We start from the raw sequence: 23932 nt of genomic DNA, 5'->3' as shown, positions 1-23932 counted from the left end.
ACGAATCGCAACTCTATAAGTCAGGTCCGCTAAAGCCCAGTTTTTTCATTCCGGCTTTTACTTCCGGCGCACTCATAAATAAATTCCATAGCAAACCCGATCTGTAGTTTTCGATCATTACTACAATAGGTCCCTGGTCAATAGCTAAATGAGCATCGGCAAACCAGGCGCCATTATTCTTCACCACATCTAAAGAAAAAGCATCCACAAATCCATACTCCTTAAACAATTTGTCTCCTAATACATAATAAAAGAACTTCAATGCCGCCATCGATTCGGCCGGTGTGTAAGGCATAGAAGCAATAGCCGCGGTGGGTGCAATAAAGCCCTGGTCATTAGTGGGTGATGACGCTGTATAGCCGTCTTTAATATTGCTGGCCGTCAGACCCCATACCGAATCACTGTATCCATAATATCCTTTGGGGTTAGCCTTGCAATACTCGTGATTGATAAGCGTATGATTTTTTGTTTGCGTTTGATAATTAGCATAGGCATCACTCAATCCGTTAGGATTAATGCCCATAAAGGAGTAATGCGCCAAAAACAGCGGACCGCCCATATTTTCACCTAATGGCAGAGGGTATGTATAATAAGTATTCCCGTTTTTGAATGCGCCATTTCTGGCCCAGCCATTATCATACACATCCTTTGTGATGGTATGCGTAGCAGAAGATGCAGCCAGTACATAGGTGATCAGGCATTCATTCCAACCCTGCACTTTCAGGTTCATTGTCCAGGCTGAAGAGGGACTCCAATGCCAGTATAAAGCGTTTTGGCTGTTCTGCCTGAACCAGTCCCACTCCACGGCTTTCCATAAGTTATTGATATCATTTCGCAGGTTAGCTTCCGAAGCATCAGCCCCGGTAAAGTATTGGCGGGCTGTTATTAACCCCATCATCAGGAGCGAAGTCTCAACCAGGTCGGCGCCATTATCATTAGCGCTAAACGGAATAACGGCCCCCGAAGCGCCGTTCATCCAGTGAGGAAAAGCTCCGTGGAAACGTTGTGCTTTATCTTTTAAAAATGATACCATCGTTTTTATCCGCTCCAATCCCTGCGCTTTGTCGATGAAACCTCTTTCCATCCCTGCGATCAGCGCCATTACTCCAAAGCCAGTACCACCGCTGGTGACAATATCCGGCGCATGTTTACTACCCTCCCTGATCATGCCGCTTGTGGGATGCGCAAAATCCCAGAAATATTTTAAGGTTTGCTGCTGTACTTTATCCAAAAGCTGCTCATTGGTAAGTGCGGGAAATTTTCGGGAAGAGTCAAGATGAGTGACAAAACTATTATTAACTGCGGCTTGTAAATTACCGCCGGATAAAGATTGCAATGAGCTATTGACAATAATACTATATTTTGTAAGATATGATAAACTACTATTGGGTTTTACTGTAATTCCCCCATTACTGGCCACAGCCTGAAGCGGTACCGTATTGCCCGACGGATCTTTCAAAGTGATAGCCCCGGCTACAGTTCCTGGTTTTACAGGTTCTGACAATATTAATTGAATAACTGGTTGAACCGGCTGATTGATTGCGACAGCGCCAAACGGTTGATCCTGGATCGTGATACTTTTTAATACCAACGGCGGCGCAACAGATTGATCTGTACCATTGTTGCCCTTCTTACTACACGCCATTGATAGTAGAAGCCCTGTAAAAATAATGGTATCTGAATATTTCACTTTCATATTGTTCTACAAAACAAGTGTGGCAATAGATTTTTTTGAATAGCAACGTTAATAGTTGCAATTACCATACAAATGTAGCAACCGAATTACCCTCCAGGCTTACCGGGGCCAGTTTGCCTTTGTATTTAATATTGAAAGAAGCCGTATTATTATTGTCATTTACAACGATCATTACTTTTTTACCCTGCGGCGTAAGAAATGCTACGTTAGAAACCTGTGCACTATTGCTGCTTTCTATGCGCTTAGAGCCTGCAGGCACAAATTTAGAAGCATGCGCAATATTGTAGTAGGCTACATTTTTGGTAACTGCAGAACCGTTGATTGTTAGAGCCCCGAGGCATCGGGTACAACCGCCAGGCGTGTGAGGTCCCATGTATGGATCATTAGCCAGATTCCAGGCCAATGCTATTTTACTCCAATTCCTTGATGTGGCTATGATAATATTTTTGATATGCCATTTTAGATCTCCTGCAAACTGGCCTTCCGAGTCTGTCCATTGCTCTGTAAAATATACATTCTTATCGGGATAAGCATTATATATCTGTGACATGGCCGAAATATCTCCGGCATAAAAATGGAAGGCAGTTCCATCCACATATTGCCTGGCAGTGGCATCATTTAATATAGTGAGCGGATACTCTGGTTTATCAAGATTATGATCATACAGGATAATCTTTGTTTGTATTCCCTGTGCCACGAATGCCGGTCCCAGATTATTCTTTATAAAGTCTCTTTGCTGTTCTGCTGTCATATACATGCTGGGATTATTCCCCGGGTGCAATGGTTCATTTTGCGGCGTAACGGCATTAATCGTAATGCCCTCAGCTTTCATTGCCATAATATATTTTATAAAATAAGTCGCATAAGACGCATAGTATTCGGACTTAAGGCTACCCCCAACACTGTTATTGTTATCCTTCATCCATGCAGGAGGACTCCAGGGAGTAGCAATAATTTTGATACTAGGATTAATAGCCAACACCATTTTTAGTATAGGTATCAGATGCACTTTATCTGCGGCTATACTGAATTTGTTTTGAGGACCATCCGTTTCTCCGGCTGGTAAATCGTTATAACTAAACACAGTTGCATCCAGGTCGGACGCGCCCATGCTTACGCGTATGTAACTGATCCCGATATCATTAATCCCGGTTCCAAAAAGCTCAGCAATCAATGCAGCCTTTTTCGTAGACTCCATCTGGTTAATTAAAGCAGCGCTGCCGCCTGTGAGTGTATATCCAAAACCGTCCATGGTTTGATATTGCTTGCTATCATCAACTTCGATAGTAGAGTTGCCATTAACAGTACCGGAAAAACTGATGACTTTGCTTTGTTTTTGCAACAATACAGTCTTATCTCCTTTTGTCAGCCATACGTCTACTTCGTTAATGAGGCCAGACGGGTTGGGGGGAGTTGGTGTTTTCTCTCCGCTGCTATTTTTATTGCATTGAGCACAAATAGAGACCAACGCCAGCAGATATAAGGCTAATAAAGATTTTTTAGGGTGCATGATTGAAAAAAATATTTTATTTCTTATTAATATACGCTACGATAGTTTTTGTTTCTTCCGGATATATTTTAATGTAATGCGTACGCATTTGCACACCTGTTTTCTTTTTCGTACCTTGATCAGTAAACATGATTGCATTGGATGGCCTGGCAGGCATGTGACAATCTATACAATTCTCTTCTAAACGATTCATTGTAACCGCTTTATTACTACAAAAATTGTGCAAACGCCGGCTATGACAGTTCATGCATTTTTGTGAGAAAACGTTCTTATGTCCATCTTCCCTTTCATGTGAATTATGGCAACTATTACATGTCATTTCACTTTTTACGAAACATTCACTCAAAGAAAGCATGCCGTACTGGTTGCCGTGTACATCTAAACTTTCTATATCCGGTGCTACAATATTGTACGCATAAAAATCTGATAGTTGATCTCCGGACTTAAAACTGAAAGGGGGTTGTAATTCATTCATAGTTCCCGAATGACACACCGCACACATATCTATTTGCTGCTGGCGGGTAAATCCTTTGGTACTGATGATGTTTTTACCAATTGTATCTTTAGGATTTTTTGTATGAAAAGCTACATGATCGGCGGCAGGTCCATGGCATTTTTCGCAAGATATTCCATACATTACCGACTTTTTACTAAACTCCTCCAGGTTGCCGTTCGTTTTAATTACTTCAGCAAAAGTAGTATGGCATTCCATACAACGGGAGGTAATAACCCTATTGTATACTATTTTATTGGGATAGCCCGGGCTATTGCTCAAAGCCTGATGCTCCACAAAATAGGTAAGTGGTAATTGCACTAATTTATCGCCCACCCAGGATGCATAGGACTGAGCATGCTTGCCGGCACCAAATAACACACAGATGCTTTGTATTTTCATTTCATCACCCTGAACATAAGCCACCTGATACACGGAATCGCCTCTTTTTTCAACTCTTACTTGATTGCCGTTACCAAAGTCATACAAATTCTTGGCACTTGTAAATCCTCCGATAATATCCTGATCATTGGTAGCAGATTTTGTGGTATTGTAATGAGCTGTTTTTAAATGTTGCTGTACAATTTCTTTATGACACGACTCGCATGCTTTTGAGCCCACATATTGCGAACCATCAACTTTGCTTAACTTTTCGACAGTACCCTCTCCATTTCTACATTGCCACAATAAAAAAACTATTGCTACCATAAGAACAATTACTAGCCACTTCTTATTATGTTTAAAAATATAAAGAATAACAATTTTTTTAAACCTTAAAAGACCAACATAATGTCAGTCTTTAAGTAGGTATTTTTAATGTACTTATTAAAGGATCAAGCTATTTCTTCCCTTCAAATAACTCCTTAATTTCGGCAATGGTCAATACCTTATTATACATCCGGAATTGATCTATACTGCCCGCAAAGGATTTCATCCAATCGTCAGAGGCAGCCGGGGCTCCGCCCTGCCTGTTATATCCTCCAATTACCAGACTGGATGCTTTAGAAAAGTCTAATGCTCCTCTCGGCGCGCCAGATTTTTTTACATCGGTAGCAGCTGCCGGAGCGGATACATTAACGCCATCGAAGTAGTAGCTCAGTTTAGAAGTTGCCTGATCGTAGGTCATTGCCCAATGGTGCCAGTTACCGTCAAACATCGGCTTTTTCAGCTTATTGTCTCCGGCGAACTCTAACCACTGGTCCATAATAGTAACCTTCACTGTTGCATCAGTAGCCGTAGCATGTTCTACCATCATGAACATCGCACTCTTGGCCCAGCTATAAGTTTCATCTACAAAAGAAAACACAAACTGAGTCCTTCCGGCAGCCTCTGCAACTGATTGCTTCATCCAAAAAGCTACTGTAAAACTGGTAGCACTTTTCATATCATTTGCATCCAGATATCGCACGGCAACACCATCTGCGCCTTTATAGGCAGTTCCGCTGACACCCTGATCATATGAGATAGCCTTATCAACAAAAAATGAAGGACGTCCGGAAATTTCATCCCCAAATCTTATATTAATTTGCTTTGCCTCCAGTTTTGTAGAATCGAATGGTACATAAAAACGCAAAGGAGTGCTGGGAGTAACTGGCTTATCGCTTGGATACTCTCCTAATCCGGGACGTTCAAATTTTTGACATGAAGTGAGTATCATTATTCCTCCACCAATCAATAAAAAACTCTTTATTATATTTTTCATTACGTAATAATTTAATTAATTCCAGTTTGGATTTTGTTTCAAAACACCACCAGACAAATCTATAGCAGCCTGTGGTATAGGATGATATTGGCAACGAGGAGTAAAGCCCAACGGACCTAAAATCGTTACTGCATCACCCCAACGCACTAAATCGTAAAACCGATATCCTTCCATAGCAAACTCCCAACGGCGCTCATCTTTTATGGCCTGGCGCATTTGTGCCTGCCCTGTGAATGCTATTTTAGGCACGATGGCTCTTCCCGTACCCAAAAAGCCACTGGCGCGGTTTCTAACCAATTCCAGCATAGCTTCTGCGGTTGCACCATCTCCTTTTTCATTAGCCGCCTCTGCTTTCATTAATATCACGTCAGCATAGCGCAGTATACGGCGGTTGATCCAGCGACCGGCACCTCCATCAATAAAACCAGTAAAAGTTCTCATCTCAGGATCAGCATAAACCTTCTTATTCCAGAATTTCTGAGCTAGCCCCCCAGCTCCTTCCGGGTTAGTGTAAGCTGGCAAAGTAAGACCATAGCCACCTTGCTCTGGTCCTCCGTCGTATTGACCCGAATATAAAATGGTAGCCTTTTTTCGCGGATCAGTAGAAGGCCATTCTGATTCAAGTTTGTCTGTTGGCGTATTCCAGCCCCAGCCGAAATTCCAAAATACCGGAGCTCCGTTTCTACGAACATTTTGAGAAACTGCCCAGTTAGAGCCCTGATCCTTTGCCGATATGTTTGCTCCATTTTCACCTACTGTAGATTGCATTTCCCAAATAGATTCGGGTCCGTTTTTGCCTGCACCACTTTTACCATCCTTCCACACATCGGTAAACTTCGGCAAGGAGTATTTATTCATGTCTATTACCTTATTGACTCTATTTAATACTGAATCCCACTGTTTTCTAAACAAGAATGTTTGTGCAGCTAAAGTGTGGGCAGCTGCCCTGGTGAGCCGGCCATCAAAGCCCGCACCGTACTCTGCTGATGTAAGTGGCAATAACCTTTCTGCAACCAGCAAGTTTGAATCGATAAACTTGTATACATCTTCGACACTTGATTTTGGACGAATGGCATCACTCGGTTTTGATACAAAAAAATTCACGATTGGTACTTCACCGTAAGCTTTTACCAGCTCAAAATAACTATGCGCCATAAAGAAACACGCTTCCCCCACGTTCCTTAAAGAAGCTGCATCCGTGAGGTTATTTGTTTTGGCTAGATGAATAGATGTATTGGCCGCAGTAATTAATGCATAATGATCGTTCCAGTAAGTATCCGGCGCCCACCCACTCTTTGCGTAACCGAATTTATCATACATACCTACCACTTCTGTGCCATCTCCTGCATCACTCCCCTTTTGGGCATCATCATCCCTGATGCTATGAAAATCCAGCCATACCAGTTCGGTAAGTCCGGAATTAGTGCGCATTAACCGGTACATATTATATGATTGCGACTCTAAAGCGCCTTGCTTTAAATCGGGCAGTGTGGCTGTTAGAGGCTCTCTATCCAAAAATTTTTTGCACCCGACTGCACCTAAAAGTGAAAAGGCCAGTGCATATATAAACCAACCATTTTTCAACTGTTTCATAATATATTATCTTTTTAAAAATTAGAACGTTACATTAAGGCCAAAAGATGTTACCCTTGGAATCGCGTTACCGCCAAAGTCAAAACCGAACGAAGTTGCATCTCCACCATATTCAGGCGAATAGCCACTATTACGTTTCCAGGTTTTTAAGTTTTGTACATTGGCAAAAACTTTCAGATTTTTGATACCCACTTTAGAAATGATTTTTTGCGGAATATTATAGCCTAATTGCAGGTTTCTGATACGTATATAACTTCCGTCCTCAATATTGTAACTAGATCCATTATAGTTAAATCGATGTGCTTGCCCTAATATGGGTACCCAATTAGAGGTTCCCTCACCATTCCATCTGCCTTCCTGTAAAGCTGCATAGTTTACTCTTTGAAAAGGAGACTCTAAAGAAGCCCAGGTTCTGAATACCTCATTACCGTAAACACCATTAATGTCTACTCCAAGGCTCAACCCTTTATAATTGAAAGAAATGCTTCCTCCATAAGCAAAATCAGGTGTAGGGTTTCCTATTATGGTTCTGTCTTCCGGCGTTATAACACCATCACCATTTACATCTTTAAACTTAAAATCGCCGGGGCCGTAAGTACCACCGACACCACTGGCATCAGGGGAACTCAATACATCGGCATAACTTTGGTACAAACCTTCAACTACATAGCCATAAAAATAACCGATAGGGAAACCTATTTGGGTAATGGCCTGTGCCGCATTGTTATTGGTATGACCTCTGATTACTTTCCCCGCCGGCAAATCAGCACTTAAATCCAACACCTTATTATTTAAAAAGGTAATGTTTCCTGATACGCTGATTCCAAAATCTGGTGTAATATCCTGATTCCAACCAGCACTAATTTCTGTACCTGTGTTTTTCAGTTCACCTGCGTTCAATAAGGCACTTTTTAAGCCCAATGAGCTGTTGTCAATAAAAGTCATGAGGTCTTTGGTGGTTTTGCTAAAATAGTTTACCTCAAAATTCAATCTATTATTAAAAGCGACACCTTCAATGCCTATTTCATGAGAATGTACCTGCTCCCACTTCAAATTGGCATTTCTCAAATAGGTTTCGTCGGCAGCAGTGTAAACATTGGTCCCAAATACAGCCGACTGACCAGATGACAACAAAGGATACAAAGGATAATCCAAGGGAGTTCCTGTGTTTTGGTTATAGGCACTTTGATTACCCAATACACCTATCGACCCTTTCAACCTTAAAGAGCTTACGGTTTTACTTAGCTGGTTAAAAAATGATTCTTTGGAAATATCCCATGCAGCTCCCAAAGCCCAAAAACTTTGCGCTGGTACCGAACGGTATAACCTGGAAGATGCATCTCTTCTAAATGATCCGTTCAAAAAATAACGATTTTTATAGTTATACAAAGCCCTGGCCAAACCAGAAACCGTAGTATACTCGTTTTGGGTTGACGTAGCCGTTGTGCTTAGTGGATCTTGAAAACCATTGTTGATATACCAAAACCTTTCATCGTTTGGAATAGGTTTGCCCCCAACGGCTATACTCTGACTGGCATTGCCCTCTCTTCCAAAATATCCAAAGTAATAGGTAGTGAAGCCTGCTGTTGCAGTTAGGTTGTGATCACCAAGCTTCTTTTTATAAGTTAAAATATGATCCTGCTGGTACTTTTTATAGGAGTCGTCATTTTCTTTTATTTTGGTTGTAAGGCTATATACATAAGGAGTATTGGTTACAGGATCGTAAGCATAATAGGTTGGGGTATACTGGCGCTTATTTACATTGCTAATATCTGCGTAAACTGTCGAACGCCAATTCAGGCTCTTACTTAGGTTAATGTCTAAAAAAACACTACCTACTGTTCGGAACTCAATATTTTTGACTCTGTCCCACTCGTTTTCTAACCTAACCAAAGGGTTAACTACACCTGAGTTTTGCAGTCCTACATCCAAACCAGAATATAAATCTACATCTATTGAGTCAGTAGGGTTCCCATATAAATCTCTTACACGAAATCGTTTGGTACCGTCTGATATCTGTGGCACTACTTTTCTTGCATCGTCCAAAACACTTCCTACATCATATGGATTATTTTGCCTGGAGGCAATTAAATTAACGCCGGCTTTAATATTCTTGCTTACTTTAAACTCATCGCTAAAATTAATATTGAACCGGCTTAATTGTTGATGTTTGATAATGCCTTCATCATACAAATAACCAATGCCAAAATTCACTTTATTTCTCTCAGTAGCGCTGGATATACTTAGATTATTAATGCTTACCTTTCCTACGCGCGTTACTGCATCAATCCAATCCGTATTACTATTGCCGTTTATAGTGGGAGCTGCATTACCTGCAGCAATCATTTCTTCTGTATACATTTCTGCAAACTGCGACGCATTGGCCATTTGAATTTTGTCTACCAGATTTTTAAAACCCAAAGAGGTATTAAAATTTACAACCACCTGCCCAGACTTCGCTTTCTTAGTAGTGATAGCAATTACACCTGTAGCACCCTTAACTCCAAAAATGGCCAATGACGAAGGGTCTTTTAAAATTTCTAAAGACTCAATATCATTGGGATTCAGATAATCAATGTTATCCTGAAATATTCCATCAACCACATAAAGAGGTTTCACCTGTCCAATACTTCCAGTACCTCTTATTCTGATATCAGGAGCGCTACCGGGAGTTCCATTATTCACCACACTCAGGCCAGCTACTTTACCTTGTAAAGAAGCAACAGGATTTGAGTTCGGTTTATCAGCAACCTCGGCACCACTTATTTTAACGATAGATCCCGTCAAATCCCTTTTAGCGGCCGTACCATACCCAATCACCACCACCTGCTCCAGGCTTTGTGATGATGCTGTCAGCACAACTGCCAATTCGGTACGCCCGTTAACTGCCTCTTCTTTTTCGGTATAACCTATCGAACTAAAAACAAGAACTGAATTGGCACCCGGCACTGTGATTGAAAAATTTCCTGAAGAGTCGGTTGCAGTACCAATGGTAGCGCCTTTCACCTGCACCGAAACATTGGGCAAGGCCGAGCCGGCATCACTTATAACATTACCCTTTACCGTAATAGTTTGAGAAAAACCGGTGCTGCTAAAAAAGATTGCTAAAAAAAACAAAAACATCCCGGCCCAGTTACGGGTACGGATGCGCCGAGGTTCTTCCCTCATGATTTGCAAGCCTTTCATTTAAGATGGTTTAATTAATAAAGAATCAGTTTTCACAAATACGGTTATTGCAAAGCAACAATGCCAACGACCGTTAGTTAACACAAAGCTAATGTGTTTTGAGTACATTATTAAAAATAACGTTAAAATATTTTTCATCGTCCTGTAATGCCTATTTATCGCCGAAAAAGGCATGCTCTAAGAATTTTGAATAACAATTTTGAAGTTAATCATCCGGATAACAGAAATTATGCTTCAGACACTAAAACGATAGAACCCGCTCCTGAAGCGACTTTTATTCCATCAATCGATAGAAGAGACCAGGTATATTAGCACCACTAAACAGGAACAGCACCTGGCTTATAAATCTTTGAAAAGAAAAACCGAGCCTTCCGCCCGTACTTATAATTGACAGGGATCCAAAAATATACACCAATAAAATCAGAATAAAAAATATTTTAGGTGGTTCGGATAACTATCTTTGTAAAGTTAGGCTCGATTTTTGATAACAAAATTTTTGAACGGTGGCTCTAGGACAATCCCTACAACAAAAACTCTTACAAAAACTTTCTCCCCAGCAAATTCAATTAATGAAGTTATTGCAGGTACCCACTGCCAACCTGGAAGAAAGAATCAAAGAAGAACTGGAAGCAAACCCTGCCCTGGAAGTAGATGAGGACGCACATAAGGATGAAGACCCCTACGCAGATGAATTTAGCGACAATACAGAAGAAGCAGATAATTACGAAGAGCAGGACGGAAGTGTGGATGACTATGACAATATAGATGTAACGGAATACCTGCACGATGACGATGGCGAAATAGCAGAATACAAAACCCGCGAAGACAACTATTCAGACGATGATGACAACCGCCAGCTGCCCATTAAAAATGAAGCCTCTTTTTACGACCTCATGGTAAGTCAGTTAGGACTTCTTGCATTAACCGACCAGCAAAAAAGAATTGCAGAACATATTATAGGTAGTATTGATGAAGACGGGTACCTGAGGAGAGATACGCCTGCCCTGGTGGATGATCTCGCATTCAGGCAAAATATTGAGACAAGCGTTGAAGAAGTGGATGATATTATTGCTAAAATTCAACAGTTTGACCCCCCGGGCGTAGGAGCAAGAGACCTGCCCGAGTGCCTGTTATTGCAATTAAAAAGGCAAAAAGCCGAAGGAAAAGACGTTGATATTGCCATTACTGCTATTGAAAAATATTTCGACGAATTTACCAAGAAGCATTACGAAAAAATACAGCGCGGCCTGGGCCTGGAAGACGGCGAACTGAAGGAGGTAATGCAGCAGATCATTCGCTTAAATCCCAAACCGGGAGGTAATATCGGTTCTGTAAACAAAGCAGAAAGCTATGTGGTACCCGACTTCTTTATTCTTAACAACAACGGGAAACTGGAGCTGACGCTGAATAGCCGCAATGCACCTGAACTGCGTATCAGCGAAGGCTACAGGGACATGATGAAGGAGTACAGCCGCGGCACTAAAAAAGATAAGCAGCAAAAAGAAGCGGTACTCTTTATCAAACAAAAAATAGATGCGGCCAAGTGGTTTATCGACGCCATCAAACAGCGCCAGCATACTTTACTCGATACGATGGGTGCGATCATGAATCACCAGGAAGACTTTTTTCTTACCGGTGATGAAACTTCGCTCAGGCCAATGATATTAAAAGATATTGCAGAGAAAACGCACCTCGATATCTCAACCGTAAGCCGTGTTGCCAACAGTAAGTTTGTACAAACCGAATTTGGTACGTACCGGTTAAAATTCTTCTTTAGCGAATCATTAAGCACCGACAGCGGAGAAGAGGTTTCTACACGCGAGGTTAAGAAAATCCTGAGTGATATGATCGAATCTGAAAGCAAAAAGCACCCCTTAAGCGATGAAAAGCTGACCGAGCTGCTCCAGGATAAAGGCTATAATATTGCCCGCAGAACAGTGGCTAAATACAGGGAACAGCTGAATATTCCTGTTGCAAGATTGAGGAAGGAATTGGTGTAATCCATCATTCAAGGTTTGAGGTTTAAAGTTTGAGGTTTGAGGTCAAAATATTTAAGATACCCTGTAATATTGAACATCAGAACTTTAAACCTTAAACATTATACATTAATCTTACTTTTGCGGCCGTTATTACAATCGTAAACCTGCCTGTCGGAGACAGGTCACAAATCATAAATTAAACATGTCTGTTATAGTAGTAGGCTCTATGGCCTTTGATGATATTGAAACGCCTTTTGGGAAATCAAATAAAATAATTGGTGGCGCCGGCACTTATATTGCTTATGCCGCCGCCAATTTCGTACAACCGGTACAGCAGGTTTCTGTAGTGGGTTACGATTTTCCTGCGGAAGAATTGGAAGAATTACGCCGCCGTGGGGTTGAAACAGAAGCAGTTGAAATAGTGCCGGATAGAAAATCTTTTTTTTGGGCGGGTAAATACCACCTGGATATGAATACCCGTGATACGCTGGTTACTGAACTGAATGTATTAGGCGATTTTAAACCCGTTATTCCTGAAAGTTACCAGGGTGCAGATTTTCTCATGCTGGGCAACCTGGCACCTTCCGTTCAATTGAGTGTTATTAATCAATTGACTAAAAGACCTAAGCTGATCGTACTGGACACTATGAACTTCTGGATGGATATAGCATTGCCGGAACTGGAAGATGTGATCAGCAAGATCGATGTTTTACTGGTAAATGACAGCGAAGCACGCCAGTTGACTGCAGAATTCTCGCTGGTAAAAGCGGCTAAAAAGATCCTTACCATGGGCCCTAAATACCTGATCATTAAAAAAGGAGAGCACGGCGCTTTATTGTTCCATGAAAACCAGGTATTTGTTGCACCGGCGCTTCCATTAGAAGAAGTATTTGACCCTACCGGCGCAGGAGATACTTTTGCCGGCGGGTTTATTGGTCACCTGGCCAAAACCGGTGATATTTCTTTTGAAAGCATGAAAACGGCAATTATTGTGGGAAGCGCTTTAGCCAGCTTCTGCGTGGAAAAATTCGGTACTACACGCCTCAAAGAGATTAGCAAAGAAGATATTCATCAAAGAGTTCAGCAATTCAGGGAGTTAACCAACTACCAGGCAGAATTATCCTGATATCACATACAATCCTATTTTACAAGCGGGCTCAGGGCTCGCTTTTTTATTGTCGGTATATACACCCGAACGGTCGGCGAGTGACGACAAACGATACAACCTTTGCCCCATATTTGATATCTTATTTAAAACAAACTTTAAAAAATGACAAATATTCAAAAATCGCCGTCCCTGCTGTTTTGCATTATTATGGACGCTATTGGCTACCTGTCTTTTGCCATTCCAGGTGTGGGGGAATTTTTGGATGTGATCTGGGCGCCCATTTCGGCCATCATTTTTGCAAAAACATTCGGCGGAGCCAAAGGCGTATTTGGCGGTATGTTCAACTTTATTGAAGAGATCATGCCCGGCATGGACATTATTCCATCGTTTACAATTATGTGGTTTTTAACCAACAAAGCAGGCGCTAACAAAAGGTCTGAAATTATACCCGTAAAGGCAAAATAAAGGGTCGTTGATGGGTACCACCAACTCCAGGCAGCAGCAATACATGCGGGAGTTTTGGTGTTTGCTTAAGCCAATGTTTCAAGTAGCTTACGGGGAGAAATAACGGCTATTCCTTCCCATTTATGGTTGAACATTCCCAAATCGCTTGTAACAAAATAGTCTAAATGATGATACTGTACTGTACAATATTGAATATTGTCCTCCAAATCATCGTAAGACATTTTAAGCGCCTTTATCAGTATCGGCCGTATCACCTCAATAATCTCCAGCTCTTCCAGAATATCCGGAAGTAGTTCTTTAGCAACTTTCGCCCCGTATGCTTTAATAAGCCAGTGTGCAACGACCTGGAAAACAGAAGGGGTTATATATCCTGTAATTTTCTAATCAAGAACCATTTTAAAAATTGCTTCGCAATCATTATGATTATTTCTTTTCAGAAGCAGGTCAAGTATCACGTTAGCGTCCAGAAAAACTTTGCTGGCCATTACTTGTATTTTTCTTCGTAGTATCCCTTTTTGTACTCGATATCAAGTGAAATAGAAGGCTCTGGTAAAGTCTTGATTTTATCCAAAAGACTTTTCTTTTTAGGCTTATCGACAATTCTCTTAAAATATTTTTCTACTAGTTCAGAGATCGAAATATTGTTCCGGTTGGAATACTTCTTTATTTCTTCCAGAATGCCTTCCTCAATCGTGATGTTTAAGCGTGTTTTCACACATCAAAGATGCGCATTTTTAAATTTTATGCGCATACCCACTTCGTCAGTCATTAGCCTGGGGAGATAATATAACCCGGTTTTATTCCCGATTCCCAATCGTTGCATTCTTTAATCTCCACCGTAATTATATGCCTGTTGTAACAGGTTACCTGTATTTAATAACCTGGTATTAAAAGCATTCGCTAAATCAACGTTAAAGAAACGAGGTTTTTAAAAAATATTTTGTTGATTTCAGTCATCGATCTACCTTTGCAACCCAATGACAATAAAGAAACATACAAAGATTAAGAAACATCCGTAATGGAAGGTTGTAGTTTTTGTGTGTGTAACATAAATTTTTTAACAGGCCTTCCGTAAATACGGAAGGCTTTTTTTATATCTAAAACCAAAAAATAAAAAAATGAAAGTTGCAGTAGTGGGCGCCACCGGCCTTGTGGGCACCAAAATGTTGCAGGTATTGGCCGAAAGAAACTTTCCGGTTACGGAACTCGTTCCGGTAGCGTCTGAAAGAAGCGTAGGTAAAGAAGTAGAGTTTAAAGGAAAAAAATATAAAATAGTGAGCATGGCGGACGGTATCGCAGCAAAACCTGCTGTGGCATTATTTTCTGCCGGTGGAGGTACTTCTACAGAATGGGCGCCCCAATTTGCTGCTGCGGGTATTACCGTGGTTGATAACTCATCTGCCTGGAGAATGGATCCGTCTAAACCATTGATCGTACCTGAGATCAATGCAGATATCCTGACCACCAATGACAAAATTATCGCCAACCCCAACTGCTCTACGATCCAGATGGTCGTTGCACTGCAGCCTTTACACAAAGCGTACAAAATTAAACGCGTGGTAGTTTCCACCTACCAGAGCGTAACGGGTACCGGTGTTAAAGCGGTAGATCAACTGATGGGTGAAAGAAACAATGCCAGCGAATATCCGATGGCTTATAAATACCCTATCGATTTAAATGTTATTCCGCAAATTGATGTGTTCACCGACAATGGGTATACCAAAGAAGAAATGAAAATGGTGAATGAAACCAAAAAGATCATGCGCGACGATAATATTAAAGTGACAGCGACTACTGTTCGGATACCTGTAATGGGGGGTCATAGCGAAAGCGTGAATGTTGAATTTGAAAATGAATTTGAACTGGCAGAAGTAAGAAACCTGTTAGAATCAGCTCCTGGTGTAGTAGTAGTAGACGACCTGCCCAACCAGCAATACCCGATGCCAAAGGACGCACATGAAAAAGACGAGGTTTTTGTAGGCCGCATCCGCCGCGATGAAACACAGCCTAAAACATTAAATATGTGGATCGTGAGTGACAACCTGCGTAAGGGTGCGGCTACTAATGCCGTTCAGGTAGCTGAGTACCTGGTAGCTAACAACCTGATATAAGTTTTATTTATAACAGTCTTATAAAAGCCGGAGGTTATCAACCGCCGGCTTTTATTTTCTCAGGCGATAACGAACCCTTATAATATGGATTTAACTTTTTAAGGTTAAGCGCATCCTAAAAATGAAGTAAATTGCATATATGGACAACATTTTAAATGAACCAGCGCCAGCCTATCAAAAAGCCTTTTATACAATGTCCGAATACCTGGAAATGGAAAAGGCTTCTGATACCAAGCATGAGTTTTTCCAGGGAGGAGTGTTTGCTTTGGCCGGAGCCGGAAGACGGCACAATGTGATTTCTAAGAATATGTCTGGCGAGTTATATACAGCGCTGAAAGGCAAGTCCTGCCAACCTTATGGCAGCGATCTGCGTATCCATATCCCGGAAAATACATTATTTACTTATCCCGATATCTCGGTTATCTGTGGAGAGATTACTGCTTCGAAAGAAGATGAAGACACCGCAGTGCTTCCTACAGTTCTTATTGAGATCCTGTCTCCATCCACAAAAAACTACGACCGCGGCGGAAAATTTAAATTATACAGGGATATTCCAACATTAAAAGAATATATACTTATAGATAGTGAATCAATAAATATAGAATGCTTCAGGTTGAATGCCGGCGGGCATTGGGAACTGGAAGAGTACAAAACACCTGAGAACACGTTAACGATTGAATCACTAAACGTGTCTATCAACATCAGGGATATTTATAACGGCACCCAGATGCCTGCTTAAAAATTTTATAAATGATTACCTCAATCATTGAACCCAGCAATGATCTCTTCTGCGTGCTGCTTGCTTTTAGGCTTCAGGATGATTTTTTTGATAACACTTTTTTCATCAATTAAAAAAGTAGTGCGATATACACCCATATACTTATGACCAAACATTTGCTTCTCCCCCCACACACCATATTTCTCTAATATTTTATGACCAGTATCCGCAATCAATGGAAATGGCAGTGAATTACGTTGTTCAAATCGTTTGTGTTTGGCCGCATCGTCAGGACTAACCCCAACTATTTCAATACCATGTTGCCGGAGCAATGCAAAATTATCCCTAAGATTACAGGCCTGTATAGTACAGGTTGGGGTCAGATCCTGGGGGTAAAAGTATAAGGCAAGCTTTCTTCCTTTGTATTCTGATAAAGATATTTTGTTGCCATCCTGATCTTTGCCTGTAAATGCCGGTGCCTTCTGCCCTTCTTTTAAATGTGTAGCCATGAAGCGATTGCTGATTTGTTTATTGCTGATTGACGATTTTATTTCTTCTTCGTTGTGCTGCTGGTTTTAGAGGCACTGCTTTTTGTTGCAGCCTTCCTGACAGTTGTTTTAGAAGCAGTAGCTGTCTTTTTCGTTGTTACCTGCTTAGTCGTGCTTTCTTTTTTTGCCGAACTGCTTTTGGTAGCTGTTGATGTTTTTTTGGCCGAAGACTTTCCAGATGTTTTGGCCGTTGTTTTCGATGTTTTATAAGCCGACGTTGCAAGCTTTTTCGAATCTGTTTTCTTTGCAGCTGTAGTTTTTGCACTTGTCTTTTTAGCGGTTACAGCCGTTCTGTTAACAACCGGTTCAGGCTTTTCTTCTAAAAGATTAGAGTTAGAAGCCTTTGTTGCGGCCGGAGGATTGATGCCCCTCACAAACTGCCAACTCCTGCGTGTTACATTTCCGGCAACATCGGTTACTATTACCGTCAACTCATGCTGACCTGCTGTAATTCGTCCATCAGAAAAATGATAGATCCAGGTACGGCCTTTATCGTTGGTGAATCGCAGCCACTTGCCATCCACTTCTGCCCTGAAATCTGCAATGCCATAATTATCGGTTGGAGTAAAAGTAATTCTGGTTGCCTTATTCAGATTGACTACCTCACCGCTCCCTAATGCATTAACAGACGGGGGTGCGTTATCAATAAAAGCCTCAAAAGTTCCGAAATCCCGGAATTGCGCTGTCAGCCACTCGCCATTCCATACGGCTTTGCGCACTGTTGTGTTTTTACCTACCCGCTTAATAACAATCTTGTTTCTATTTTCGGGGCTAATGTATTTATCTGGCTTTATTCTTACTTCATAGTTACTATGAACCGGAATATAGGTCTCGCCTAATTTGTGCCTCGCCGATACGCTGTTTAAGGCGGCAGAGGGTGCGCTTGAATACCCCGTATTCATTTTATCGTAAATAGCATTCAATGGCATATTGGCTTCAAATGAAGCCCGGCTCAAGCGATTAGGTCTTCCGGCCTGCCACTCGTACGGCTTTACCGGCGGAGCAGCAGCACCATTATTCCTGATGTTGAAATGAATTGTTGATTGATTGCCATTAGCGTCGGCCACATCTATTTGTACGGTATGCGTTAGGGTATCATTGAGAGATACCAGGTTGTTCGGCCCCAGGTCATAATATACGCCACTTAAATCGCCCGGTAATTTAGAGGTATGCTGCATCCAGCTGCCGCCGGTGCTCACCATTTTATAATCTACCTGGCAGTTCATATAACGGCTATCCGGATAATCGATGCTATCAATATAAAAACTGCTTTTTTCTACACCATCTACAAAAAGCCTCGCGCTGTAAATGCCATCCTGGTTGCCGGTACCATTACGGGTATCATAAGCCTGTATGGAAAAGCTCAATTTATTTAAACTGGTGTTGATGACGCCTCCGGCTACTGAATATGCGCCGCCTGTTTTTGTTAATTTATACTGGGACGGCGTTTGATCATATACTGAATTATTGCGGTCGTACATGGCCAGCTTAATAACAGTTGGTGCAATATTATCAACAATAGGAGTGCCGAATAAAGTGGGATTCAACCTCCGTGCCGAGCGGGTATCTATTACTTCCCAGTGCACATGCGGCCCGCCAGAGCCTCCGGTTGTACCGCTGAAAGAAATAAAATCACCCTTCTTTACCGGGAATTGGCCCGGCGGAATCGTCAAAGCCGTTGGCCAGGACTCGGTTTTATATTGATGCTCCGTAACATATCTTTCAAGATCGTCTCTGAAATCATTGAGATGGCCATACAAAGTTGAAGTACCGTTGGGATGTGTGATGATAATCCACCGGCCCCAGCTCAGCGGCTCAATTCCAACAAAGGAGATATAACCATCTGCCGCTGCATAAACATTCTGATTCACCACCTGGTTGGTACGCACATCCAGCCCCATATGCCAGTGATTGGATCTTAGTTCACCCATATTAGCTACGATATCAGGCTTCAAATTGGTTACCCACCTGAAGTATCCCTGTGGGTACACAGGCTTCTTGTATAATTGGCCAAAAGATGCAAATCCGGTCAATAAAATCCCTAACAGCATGAAATTTTTCTTCGACATGCGCCAAAAATAACGAAACCGTTTAAATAGCTTCCTGGTGTCACTGTGTAATAACTTTATGTTTACATCTTTACGAATAGTTTTGCCAAACTAAAATTCCGGTACTATGCGTTGTTTCGTTCTCGGCCTGTTGGTGTTATGTGCTTTGGGGGTTAATGGCCAATCGGTCAAACCGGTAACACCAGACTGGCATTACCTGGATTATAAAACCGACGGGTACCTGGGCATTAGCCTGCAACAAGCTTATGATTTACTCAAAAACAAAAAAAGCACACCCGTAATTGTTGCCGTTATAGATAGCGGCATAGATACTTTACAACCCGACCTAAAACCTGTCCTCTGGACCAACCCGAAAGAAATTCCTAATAATAAATCAGATGATGACGGCAATGGCCTGGTAGATGATTATTATGGCTGGAATTTTTTAGGCGCACCGGATGGTGAAAACCTGGCCATGAGTATTAGTGATGAATACCGCACTTTTTACCGGTTTAAGGCTGTATTTGAAAACAAAACGCAAAAACAGATCCCCGATTCGCTAAGCTGGCAATACCAACAATGGATAAGCGCCAAAGCGAGGCTGGAGGAGGGTTTTAATGATGCTCAAAAGGTAATTGGCGCCGTCCGCAAGAATTTCAGCCTGATATCCGATGCCAATACCGCCATGCAGCAGGTTACCGGAAAAGAAGTTTTTTTTATAAAAGACCTGGATAGCCTGGAATCCAATCCTTCAGTCAAAGATCTTGTCAGCTTGTGGCGGAATCTTTTGAGCGAGCAACCATCTGGCAATAACCAGGCGCTAATGAAGGATTTTGGTAATTATAAACAGAGTTTGGAAGACGATTTGATCAAATTGACCACACCACCGGACGAAGCCCGAAATAATTTATTAAAAGACAACGGCTATGATATCAACGCTATTCATTATGGCAATCATAATTTAACTACCCATAGCGGTTATCATGGTACCAGCGTTAGCAGCATTATTGGCGCGGTACGTAATAATAAGGAAGGCATAGACGGCATTGCCGATAACGTAAAAATTATGATGATACGGGGAATCCTTGGTAAAGACGAATTTGATAAGGATGTAGCTTTGTCAATTAGATATGCAGTTGACCATGGCGCTAAGGTGATTAATATGAGTTTCGGAAAATACATTTCCCCGGACAAGCGCTGGGTAGACGAGGCCATTGCATATGCATTATCAAAGGATGTGGTGTTAGTACACGGGTCGGGGAACGATGCATCGGATAACGATGTAACTGCTAACTATCCCAGTTCGTATACTATTGGAGGCAAACTGCTGCCCAATGTAATACAGGTAGGCGCCAGCGGCGACGAAAGCCTGGGCCGGCTTGTAGCTTCATTTAGTAATTATGGTAAAAAAACGGTAGATGTATTTGCACCCGGTGTGCAAATTCGCTGTGCTATTGCAGGCAAGGGCACCGAAATTTCGAGCGGTACCAGCTTATCAAGTCCCATTGTAGCGGGAATAGCGGCTTTACTGCGATCCTATTTCCCCCATTTAACCGCCACAGAGGTGGTAAATATTATAAAAGAGTCGGGAACCATTCCCTCTGAAAAAGTATTGATGCCGGGCGATGATAAGAAGCTGGTCGCACTTAGCGAGCTCTGCTCAACCGGAAAAATTGTGAATGCGGCGAATGCGGTAAAGCTGGCAATAGAGAATTAATAAGGTAGCGGGCCTGCTGCCACCTGTACCGCAGTGAAAGTGCTTGCGACGCAATATTGACGCCACTTGCTTGGCGCTGGTATTAAATTTCTAAAAAATTGGTCATTTCAGTCATTTTTTATCCCCTCTTTCCTACCAAACCCGTACTTTTGCGCAATTTGTTTTTTTAGGTAAAAAGGAAAATAAAAAAATGCCCAAGGATACATCCATAAAATCAGTTTTGATTATCGGCTCCGGCCCCATTATTATCGGACAAGCTTGTGAATTTGACTACTCTGGTACACAAGCCGCCCGCAGTTTACGCGAAGAAGGTATTAAAGTAATACTGATCAACAGTAACCCCGCCACCATCATGACAGACCCTATGATGGCGGATAAAGTATACCTGTTACCGCTTACCGTTGAAAGCATTGAGCAGATACTTCAGGAAAATGACATCGACGCCGTATTGCCGACCATGGGCGGGCAAACAGCGTTAAACCTGGCTAAAGAAGCCGAGGAGCTGGGCATCTGGCAGCAATACAATGTACGCCTGATTGGTGTGGATATTAAAGCTATTGATAAAGCAGAAGATCGCGAAAAGTTCCGCCAGTGGATGATTCAATTAGGAGTGCCGGTAGCAACTGCCAAAACGGCCAACTCTTTCCTGGAAGGAAAAGAATTTGCGCAGGAAATAGGGTTCCCGCTGGTCATTCGTCCTTCATTTACCCTGGGTGGTACCGGTGGTGGATTTGTACACGACAAAGACGAGCTGGACGAAGCCCTCAACCGGGGTTTACAGGCATCACCCATCCACGAAGTATTAGTGGAGCAGGCAGTATTAGGATGGAAAGAATTTGAATTAGAGCTATTACGTGATAATGCGGATAATGTATGTATTATATGTACGGTAGAGAACTTTGACCCGATGGGTGTTCATACAGGGGACTCCATCACGGTAGCGCCGGCCATGACCTTAAGTGATACCGGTATGCAGCTGATGCGTAATACTGCCATCATGATGATGCGCGACCTGGGTAACTTTGCGGGTGGTTGTAACGTACAGTTCTCCATGAGCCCGACTACTGAGGAAATCATTGCGATTGAGATTAACCCTCGCGTAAGCCGTTCGTCGGCTCTGGCATCTAAAGCTACCGGTTATCCCATTGCAAAAATTGCTGCAAAACTAGCTATTGGTTATAACCTGGATGAGCTGGAAAACCAGATCACCAAAACCACTTCGGCTTATTTTGAACCCGCACTCGACTATGTAATTGTAAAGATTCCCCGCTGGAACTTTGATAAGTTTAAAGGCGCTAATGATACTTTAGGCCTTCAAATGAAAAGTGTGGGTGAGGTGATGGCTATCGGCCGCAGCTTTAATGAAGCCGTACAGAAAGCCTGCCAGAGCCTGGAGAATAACGCGATTGGCTTAGGCTATTATGGTAAAAGTCTCATGCATGGCGAGGAGTTACTGGAATATATCAAGACTCCGAAATGGGACCGGATCTTCCGGATCAAAGACGCCCTGATGGCGGGTGTATCTGTAGGTACTATTTCTAAAGCTACCAATGGTATTGATCGCTGGTTCTTGTCTGAAATACAGAAATTGTGCGTAATTGAGAAAAAACTAACTGAATTAGGGTTAGACGATCTGAATACCGATATCATCCGCGAAGCGAAAGTAAATGGCTTTAGTGATGCGCAAATTGCGGCTTTAGTAGGTGCTGAAGAGGACGACGTATATGCAAAACGCAAAACCCTAGGTATCAATCGTGTATATAAAATGGTGGACACCTGTAGCGCCGAGTTTGAGGCAAAGACACCTTATTTCTACAGTACTTTTGACAGTCCCAGCATATCTTTTGGCACCGATGGATTAACACATAACGAATCAAAACTTACTGATAAGAAAAAGGTCATTGTATTGGGTAGCGGTCCCAACCGCATCGGGCAGGGTATTGAATTTGACTACTGCTGTGTACACGGTTTGCTGGCAATTAAAGAAGCCGGATACGAAGCGATCATGATGAACTGTAACCCTGAAACAGTAAGTACAGACTTCGATATGGCCGATAAACTATACTTCGAGCCGGTATACTGGGAGCATGTCCGAGAACTGATCGAATATGAAAAACCAGCTGGTGTTATTGTTCAGCTGGGTGGACAAACCGCCCTGAAGCTGGCTGAAAAGATCAAAGAAATGGGCGTGGAGATCATCGGTACTTCTTTTGATAACATGGATATTGCTGAAGATCGTGGCCGTTTTAGCGATATGCTGAAAGAGCTTAAAATACCTTACCCGGATTATGGAACTGCATGGACCGTAGATGAAGCAGTGGAAGTAGCCAACCGTGTGGGCTACCCTGTATTGGTCCGCCCTTCGTACGTACTGGGTGGTCAGCGCATGCGGATCGTAATTAATGATGAAGAAGTTGAGAAAGCAGTAATCAGCCTGCTGAAACATATTCCGGGCAATAAGATCCTGATCGACCATTTCCTGGATCGTTGCCAGGAGGCAGAAGTAGATGCCATTTTCGATGGTGAAAACTTCCACGTAATGGGCGTAATGGAGCATATTGAGCCCGCAGGTATCCATAGTGGCGACAGCCACGCCATGTTACCGGCCTTCAACCTTTCCCCGATGGAAGTAACCACCATGGAGCACTACGCGGAAAAGATTGCAAGGGCCTTGAACATTAAAGGTCTGATCAATATACAGTTTGCAATTAAAGATGGTAATGTTTACGTGATCGAGGCGAATCCACGTGCTTCACGTACCACACCATTTATTGCCAAAGCCTACCAGATTCCTTATTTGAACATTGCCACTAAAGTAATGCTGGGCGCCAATAAACTGACCGACTTCAAATTTGAAAAGAAATTGAACGGGTTTGCGATCAAAGAACCTGTATTCAGCTTTAACAAATTCCCCGGCGTGAATAAAGAGTTAGGCCCTGAAATGAAAAGTACGGGTGAAGCCATCCGCTTTATTAAAGATCTGAAAGATCCTTATTTCAGACAGCTTTATAAAGACAGGAGCATGTTCCTGAGTAAATAATCATCATGCTACTTATTC

General features: G+C 42.2%; 17 protein-coding genes. 7 read left to right on the top strand and 10 right to left on the bottom strand.

Features of this window, described 5'->3' with window-relative positions:
• Positions 1-13: 13 nt before the first annotated feature.
• The 6 genes from U0035_RS14765 to U0035_RS14740 all read right to left on the bottom strand — a co-directional run bounded on the left by U0035_RS14765 (position 14) and on the right by U0035_RS14740 (position 10180).
• Positions 14-1690, bottom strand: a complete 1677-nt coding sequence (locus U0035_RS14765; RefSeq protein ID WP_245957773.1) for a glucoamylase family protein — start codon at positions 1688-1690, stop codon at positions 14-16.
• A gap of 67 nt (positions 1691-1757) precedes the next feature.
• Entirely contained in the window at positions 1758-3206 is a 1449-nt protein-coding gene (locus U0035_RS14760) for a glycoside hydrolase family 30 protein (protein ID WP_114791960.1), read from the bottom strand.
• Positions 3207-3222: 16 nt separating this feature from the next.
• Positions 3223-4407 (bottom strand): multiheme c-type cytochrome, encoded by a 1185-nt coding sequence (locus U0035_RS14755; protein ID WP_114791961.1) that lies wholly within the window; start codon positions 4405-4407, stop codon positions 3223-3225.
• A 130-nt stretch (positions 4408-4537) separates the two neighbouring features.
• Positions 4538-5401 carry a LamG domain-containing protein gene (locus U0035_RS14750; RefSeq protein WP_114791962.1) on the bottom strand — a complete coding sequence of 288 codons (864 nt, stop codon included), beginning with the start codon at positions 5399-5401 and terminating at the stop codon, positions 4538-4540.
• Between the two features lie 15 nt (positions 5402-5416).
• Complete coding sequence (locus tag U0035_RS14745) at positions 5417-6994, bottom strand: RagB/SusD family nutrient uptake outer membrane protein (RefSeq protein ID WP_114791963.1); 1578 nt, start codon at positions 6992-6994, stop codon at positions 5417-5419.
• 21 nt (positions 6995-7015) lie between these two features.
• Positions 7016-10180, bottom strand: coding sequence for a SusC/RagA family TonB-linked outer membrane protein (locus U0035_RS14740; protein ID WP_114791964.1), 3165 nt, complete (start codon positions 10178-10180; stop codon positions 7016-7018).
• A gap of 503 nt (positions 10181-10683) precedes the next feature.
• Here U0035_RS14740 and rpoN point away from each other — a divergent pair.
• From rpoN to U0035_RS14725, 3 genes are all read left to right on the top strand, one after another.
• Positions 10684-12180: an RNA polymerase factor sigma-54 gene (gene rpoN / locus U0035_RS14735; protein ID WP_114791965.1), complete on the top strand. Its 1497-nt coding sequence runs from the start codon at positions 10684-10686 to the stop codon at positions 12178-12180.
• Between the two features lie 181 nt (positions 12181-12361).
• Complete coding sequence (locus U0035_RS14730; protein ID WP_114791966.1) at positions 12362-13285, top strand: PfkB family carbohydrate kinase; 924 nt, start codon at positions 12362-12364, stop codon at positions 13283-13285.
• Positions 13286-13429: 144 nt separating this feature from the next.
• Entirely contained in the window at positions 13430-13732 is a 303-nt protein-coding gene (locus tag U0035_RS14725) for a hypothetical protein (RefSeq protein ID WP_114791967.1), read from the top strand.
• Positions 13733-13797: 65 nt separating this feature from the next.
• On the opposite strand, the gene U0035_RS14720 is transcribed toward U0035_RS14725, so the two are convergent.
• Positions 13798-13953, bottom strand: a complete 156-nt coding sequence (locus U0035_RS14720) for a hypothetical protein (protein ID WP_162817944.1) — start codon at positions 13951-13953, stop codon at positions 13798-13800.
• A 263-nt stretch (positions 13954-14216) separates the two neighbouring features.
• A complete protein-coding gene (locus tag U0035_RS14715) occupies positions 14217-14447 on the bottom strand; it encodes a DUF6364 family protein (protein ID WP_114791968.1) in 231 nt (76 codons plus the stop codon).
• A 403-nt stretch (positions 14448-14850) separates the two neighbouring features.
• Here U0035_RS14715 and U0035_RS14710 point away from each other — a divergent pair, with 403 nt between their 5' ends.
• The gene (locus tag U0035_RS14710; protein WP_114791969.1) at positions 14851-15843 is read left to right on the top strand and encodes an aspartate-semialdehyde dehydrogenase; all 993 of its coding nucleotides are present in this window, start codon (positions 14851-14853) and stop codon (positions 15841-15843) included.
• A 139-nt stretch (positions 15844-15982) separates the two neighbouring features.
• Positions 15983-16582 carry a Uma2 family endonuclease gene (locus tag U0035_RS14705; protein WP_114791970.1) on the top strand — a complete coding sequence of 200 codons (600 nt, stop codon included), beginning with the start codon at positions 15983-15985 and terminating at the stop codon, positions 16580-16582.
• A 20-nt stretch (positions 16583-16602) separates the two neighbouring features.
• Here the strand turns inward: U0035_RS14705 and bcp are convergent, their stop codons facing one another.
• Together bcp and U0035_RS14695 are read right to left on the bottom strand one after the other, a co-directional pair.
• The gene (bcp, locus tag U0035_RS14700) at positions 16603-17070 is read right to left on the bottom strand and encodes a thioredoxin-dependent thiol peroxidase (RefSeq protein WP_114791971.1); all 468 of its coding nucleotides are present in this window, start codon (positions 17068-17070) and stop codon (positions 16603-16605) included.
• A gap of 38 nt (positions 17071-17108) precedes the next feature.
• Positions 17109-19178: a peptidoglycan DD-metalloendopeptidase family protein gene (locus tag U0035_RS14695; RefSeq protein ID WP_327138696.1), complete on the bottom strand. Its 2070-nt coding sequence runs from the start codon at positions 19176-19178 to the stop codon at positions 17109-17111.
• Between the two features lie 106 nt (positions 19179-19284).
• Here U0035_RS14695 and U0035_RS14690 point away from each other — a divergent pair, with 106 nt between their 5' ends.
• Positions 19285-20874 (top strand): S8 family serine peptidase, encoded by a 1590-nt coding sequence (locus U0035_RS14690; RefSeq protein WP_114793330.1) that lies wholly within the window; start codon positions 19285-19287, stop codon positions 20872-20874.
• A 190-nt stretch (positions 20875-21064) separates the two neighbouring features.
• Complete coding sequence (carB, locus tag U0035_RS14685; protein ID WP_114793331.1) at positions 21065-23914, top strand: carbamoyl-phosphate synthase large subunit; 2850 nt, start codon at positions 21065-21067, stop codon at positions 23912-23914.
• Positions 23915-23932: the final 18 nt, after the last annotated feature.

This window comes from Niabella yanshanensis (assembly GCF_034424215.1).
Classification (GTDB): Bacteria; Bacteroidota; Bacteroidia; order Chitinophagales; family Chitinophagaceae; genus Niabella; species Niabella yanshanensis.
The sequence above is the reverse complement of the archived record's forward strand: the minus strand, read 5'-3'. Positions and strand labels throughout refer to the sequence as shown.

Excerpts from the sequence above, each read along its gene's own strand:
- U0035_RS14690 (WP_114793330.1), top strand. The coding sequence starts at position 19,285 with ATGCGTTGTTTCGTTCTCGGCCTGTTGGTGTTATGTGCTTTGGGGGTT.
- U0035_RS14725 (WP_114791967.1), top strand. The coding sequence starts at position 13,430 with ATGACAAATATTCAAAAATCGCCGTCCCTGCTGTTTTGCATTATTATG.
- carB (WP_114793331.1), top strand. The coding sequence starts at position 21,065 with ATGCCCAAGGATACATCCATAAAATCAGTTTTGATTATCGGCTCCGGC.
- bcp (WP_114791971.1), bottom strand. The coding sequence starts at position 17,070 with ATGGCTACACATTTAAAAGAAGGGCAGAAGGCACCGGCATTTACAGGC.
- U0035_RS14740 (WP_114791964.1), bottom strand. The coding sequence starts at position 10,180 with ATGAAAGGCTTGCAAATCATGAGGGAAGAACCTCGGCGCATCCGTACC.
- U0035_RS14745 (WP_114791963.1), bottom strand. The coding sequence starts at position 6,994 with ATGAAACAGTTGAAAAATGGTTGGTTTATATATGCACTGGCCTTTTCA.
- U0035_RS14695 (WP_327138696.1), bottom strand. The coding sequence starts at position 19,178 with ATGTCGAAGAAAAATTTCATGCTGTTAGGGATTTTATTGACCGGATTT.
- U0035_RS14760 (WP_114791960.1), bottom strand. The coding sequence starts at position 3,206 with ATGCACCCTAAAAAATCTTTATTAGCCTTATATCTGCTGGCGTTGGTC.
- U0035_RS14710 (WP_114791969.1), top strand. The coding sequence starts at position 14,851 with ATGAAAGTTGCAGTAGTGGGCGCCACCGGCCTTGTGGGCACCAAAATG.
- U0035_RS14755 (WP_114791961.1), bottom strand. The coding sequence starts at position 4,407 with ATGGTAGCAATAGTTTTTTTATTGTGGCAATGTAGAAATGGAGAGGGT.
- U0035_RS14705 (WP_114791970.1), top strand. The coding sequence starts at position 15,983 with ATGGACAACATTTTAAATGAACCAGCGCCAGCCTATCAAAAAGCCTTT.
- U0035_RS14730 (WP_114791966.1), top strand. The coding sequence starts at position 12,362 with ATGTCTGTTATAGTAGTAGGCTCTATGGCCTTTGATGATATTGAAACG.
- U0035_RS14750 (WP_114791962.1), bottom strand. The coding sequence starts at position 5,401 with ATGAAAAATATAATAAAGAGTTTTTTATTGATTGGTGGAGGAATAATG.
- U0035_RS14720 (WP_162817944.1), bottom strand. The coding sequence starts at position 13,953 with ATGTCTTACGATGATTTGGAGGACAATATTCAATATTGTACAGTACAG.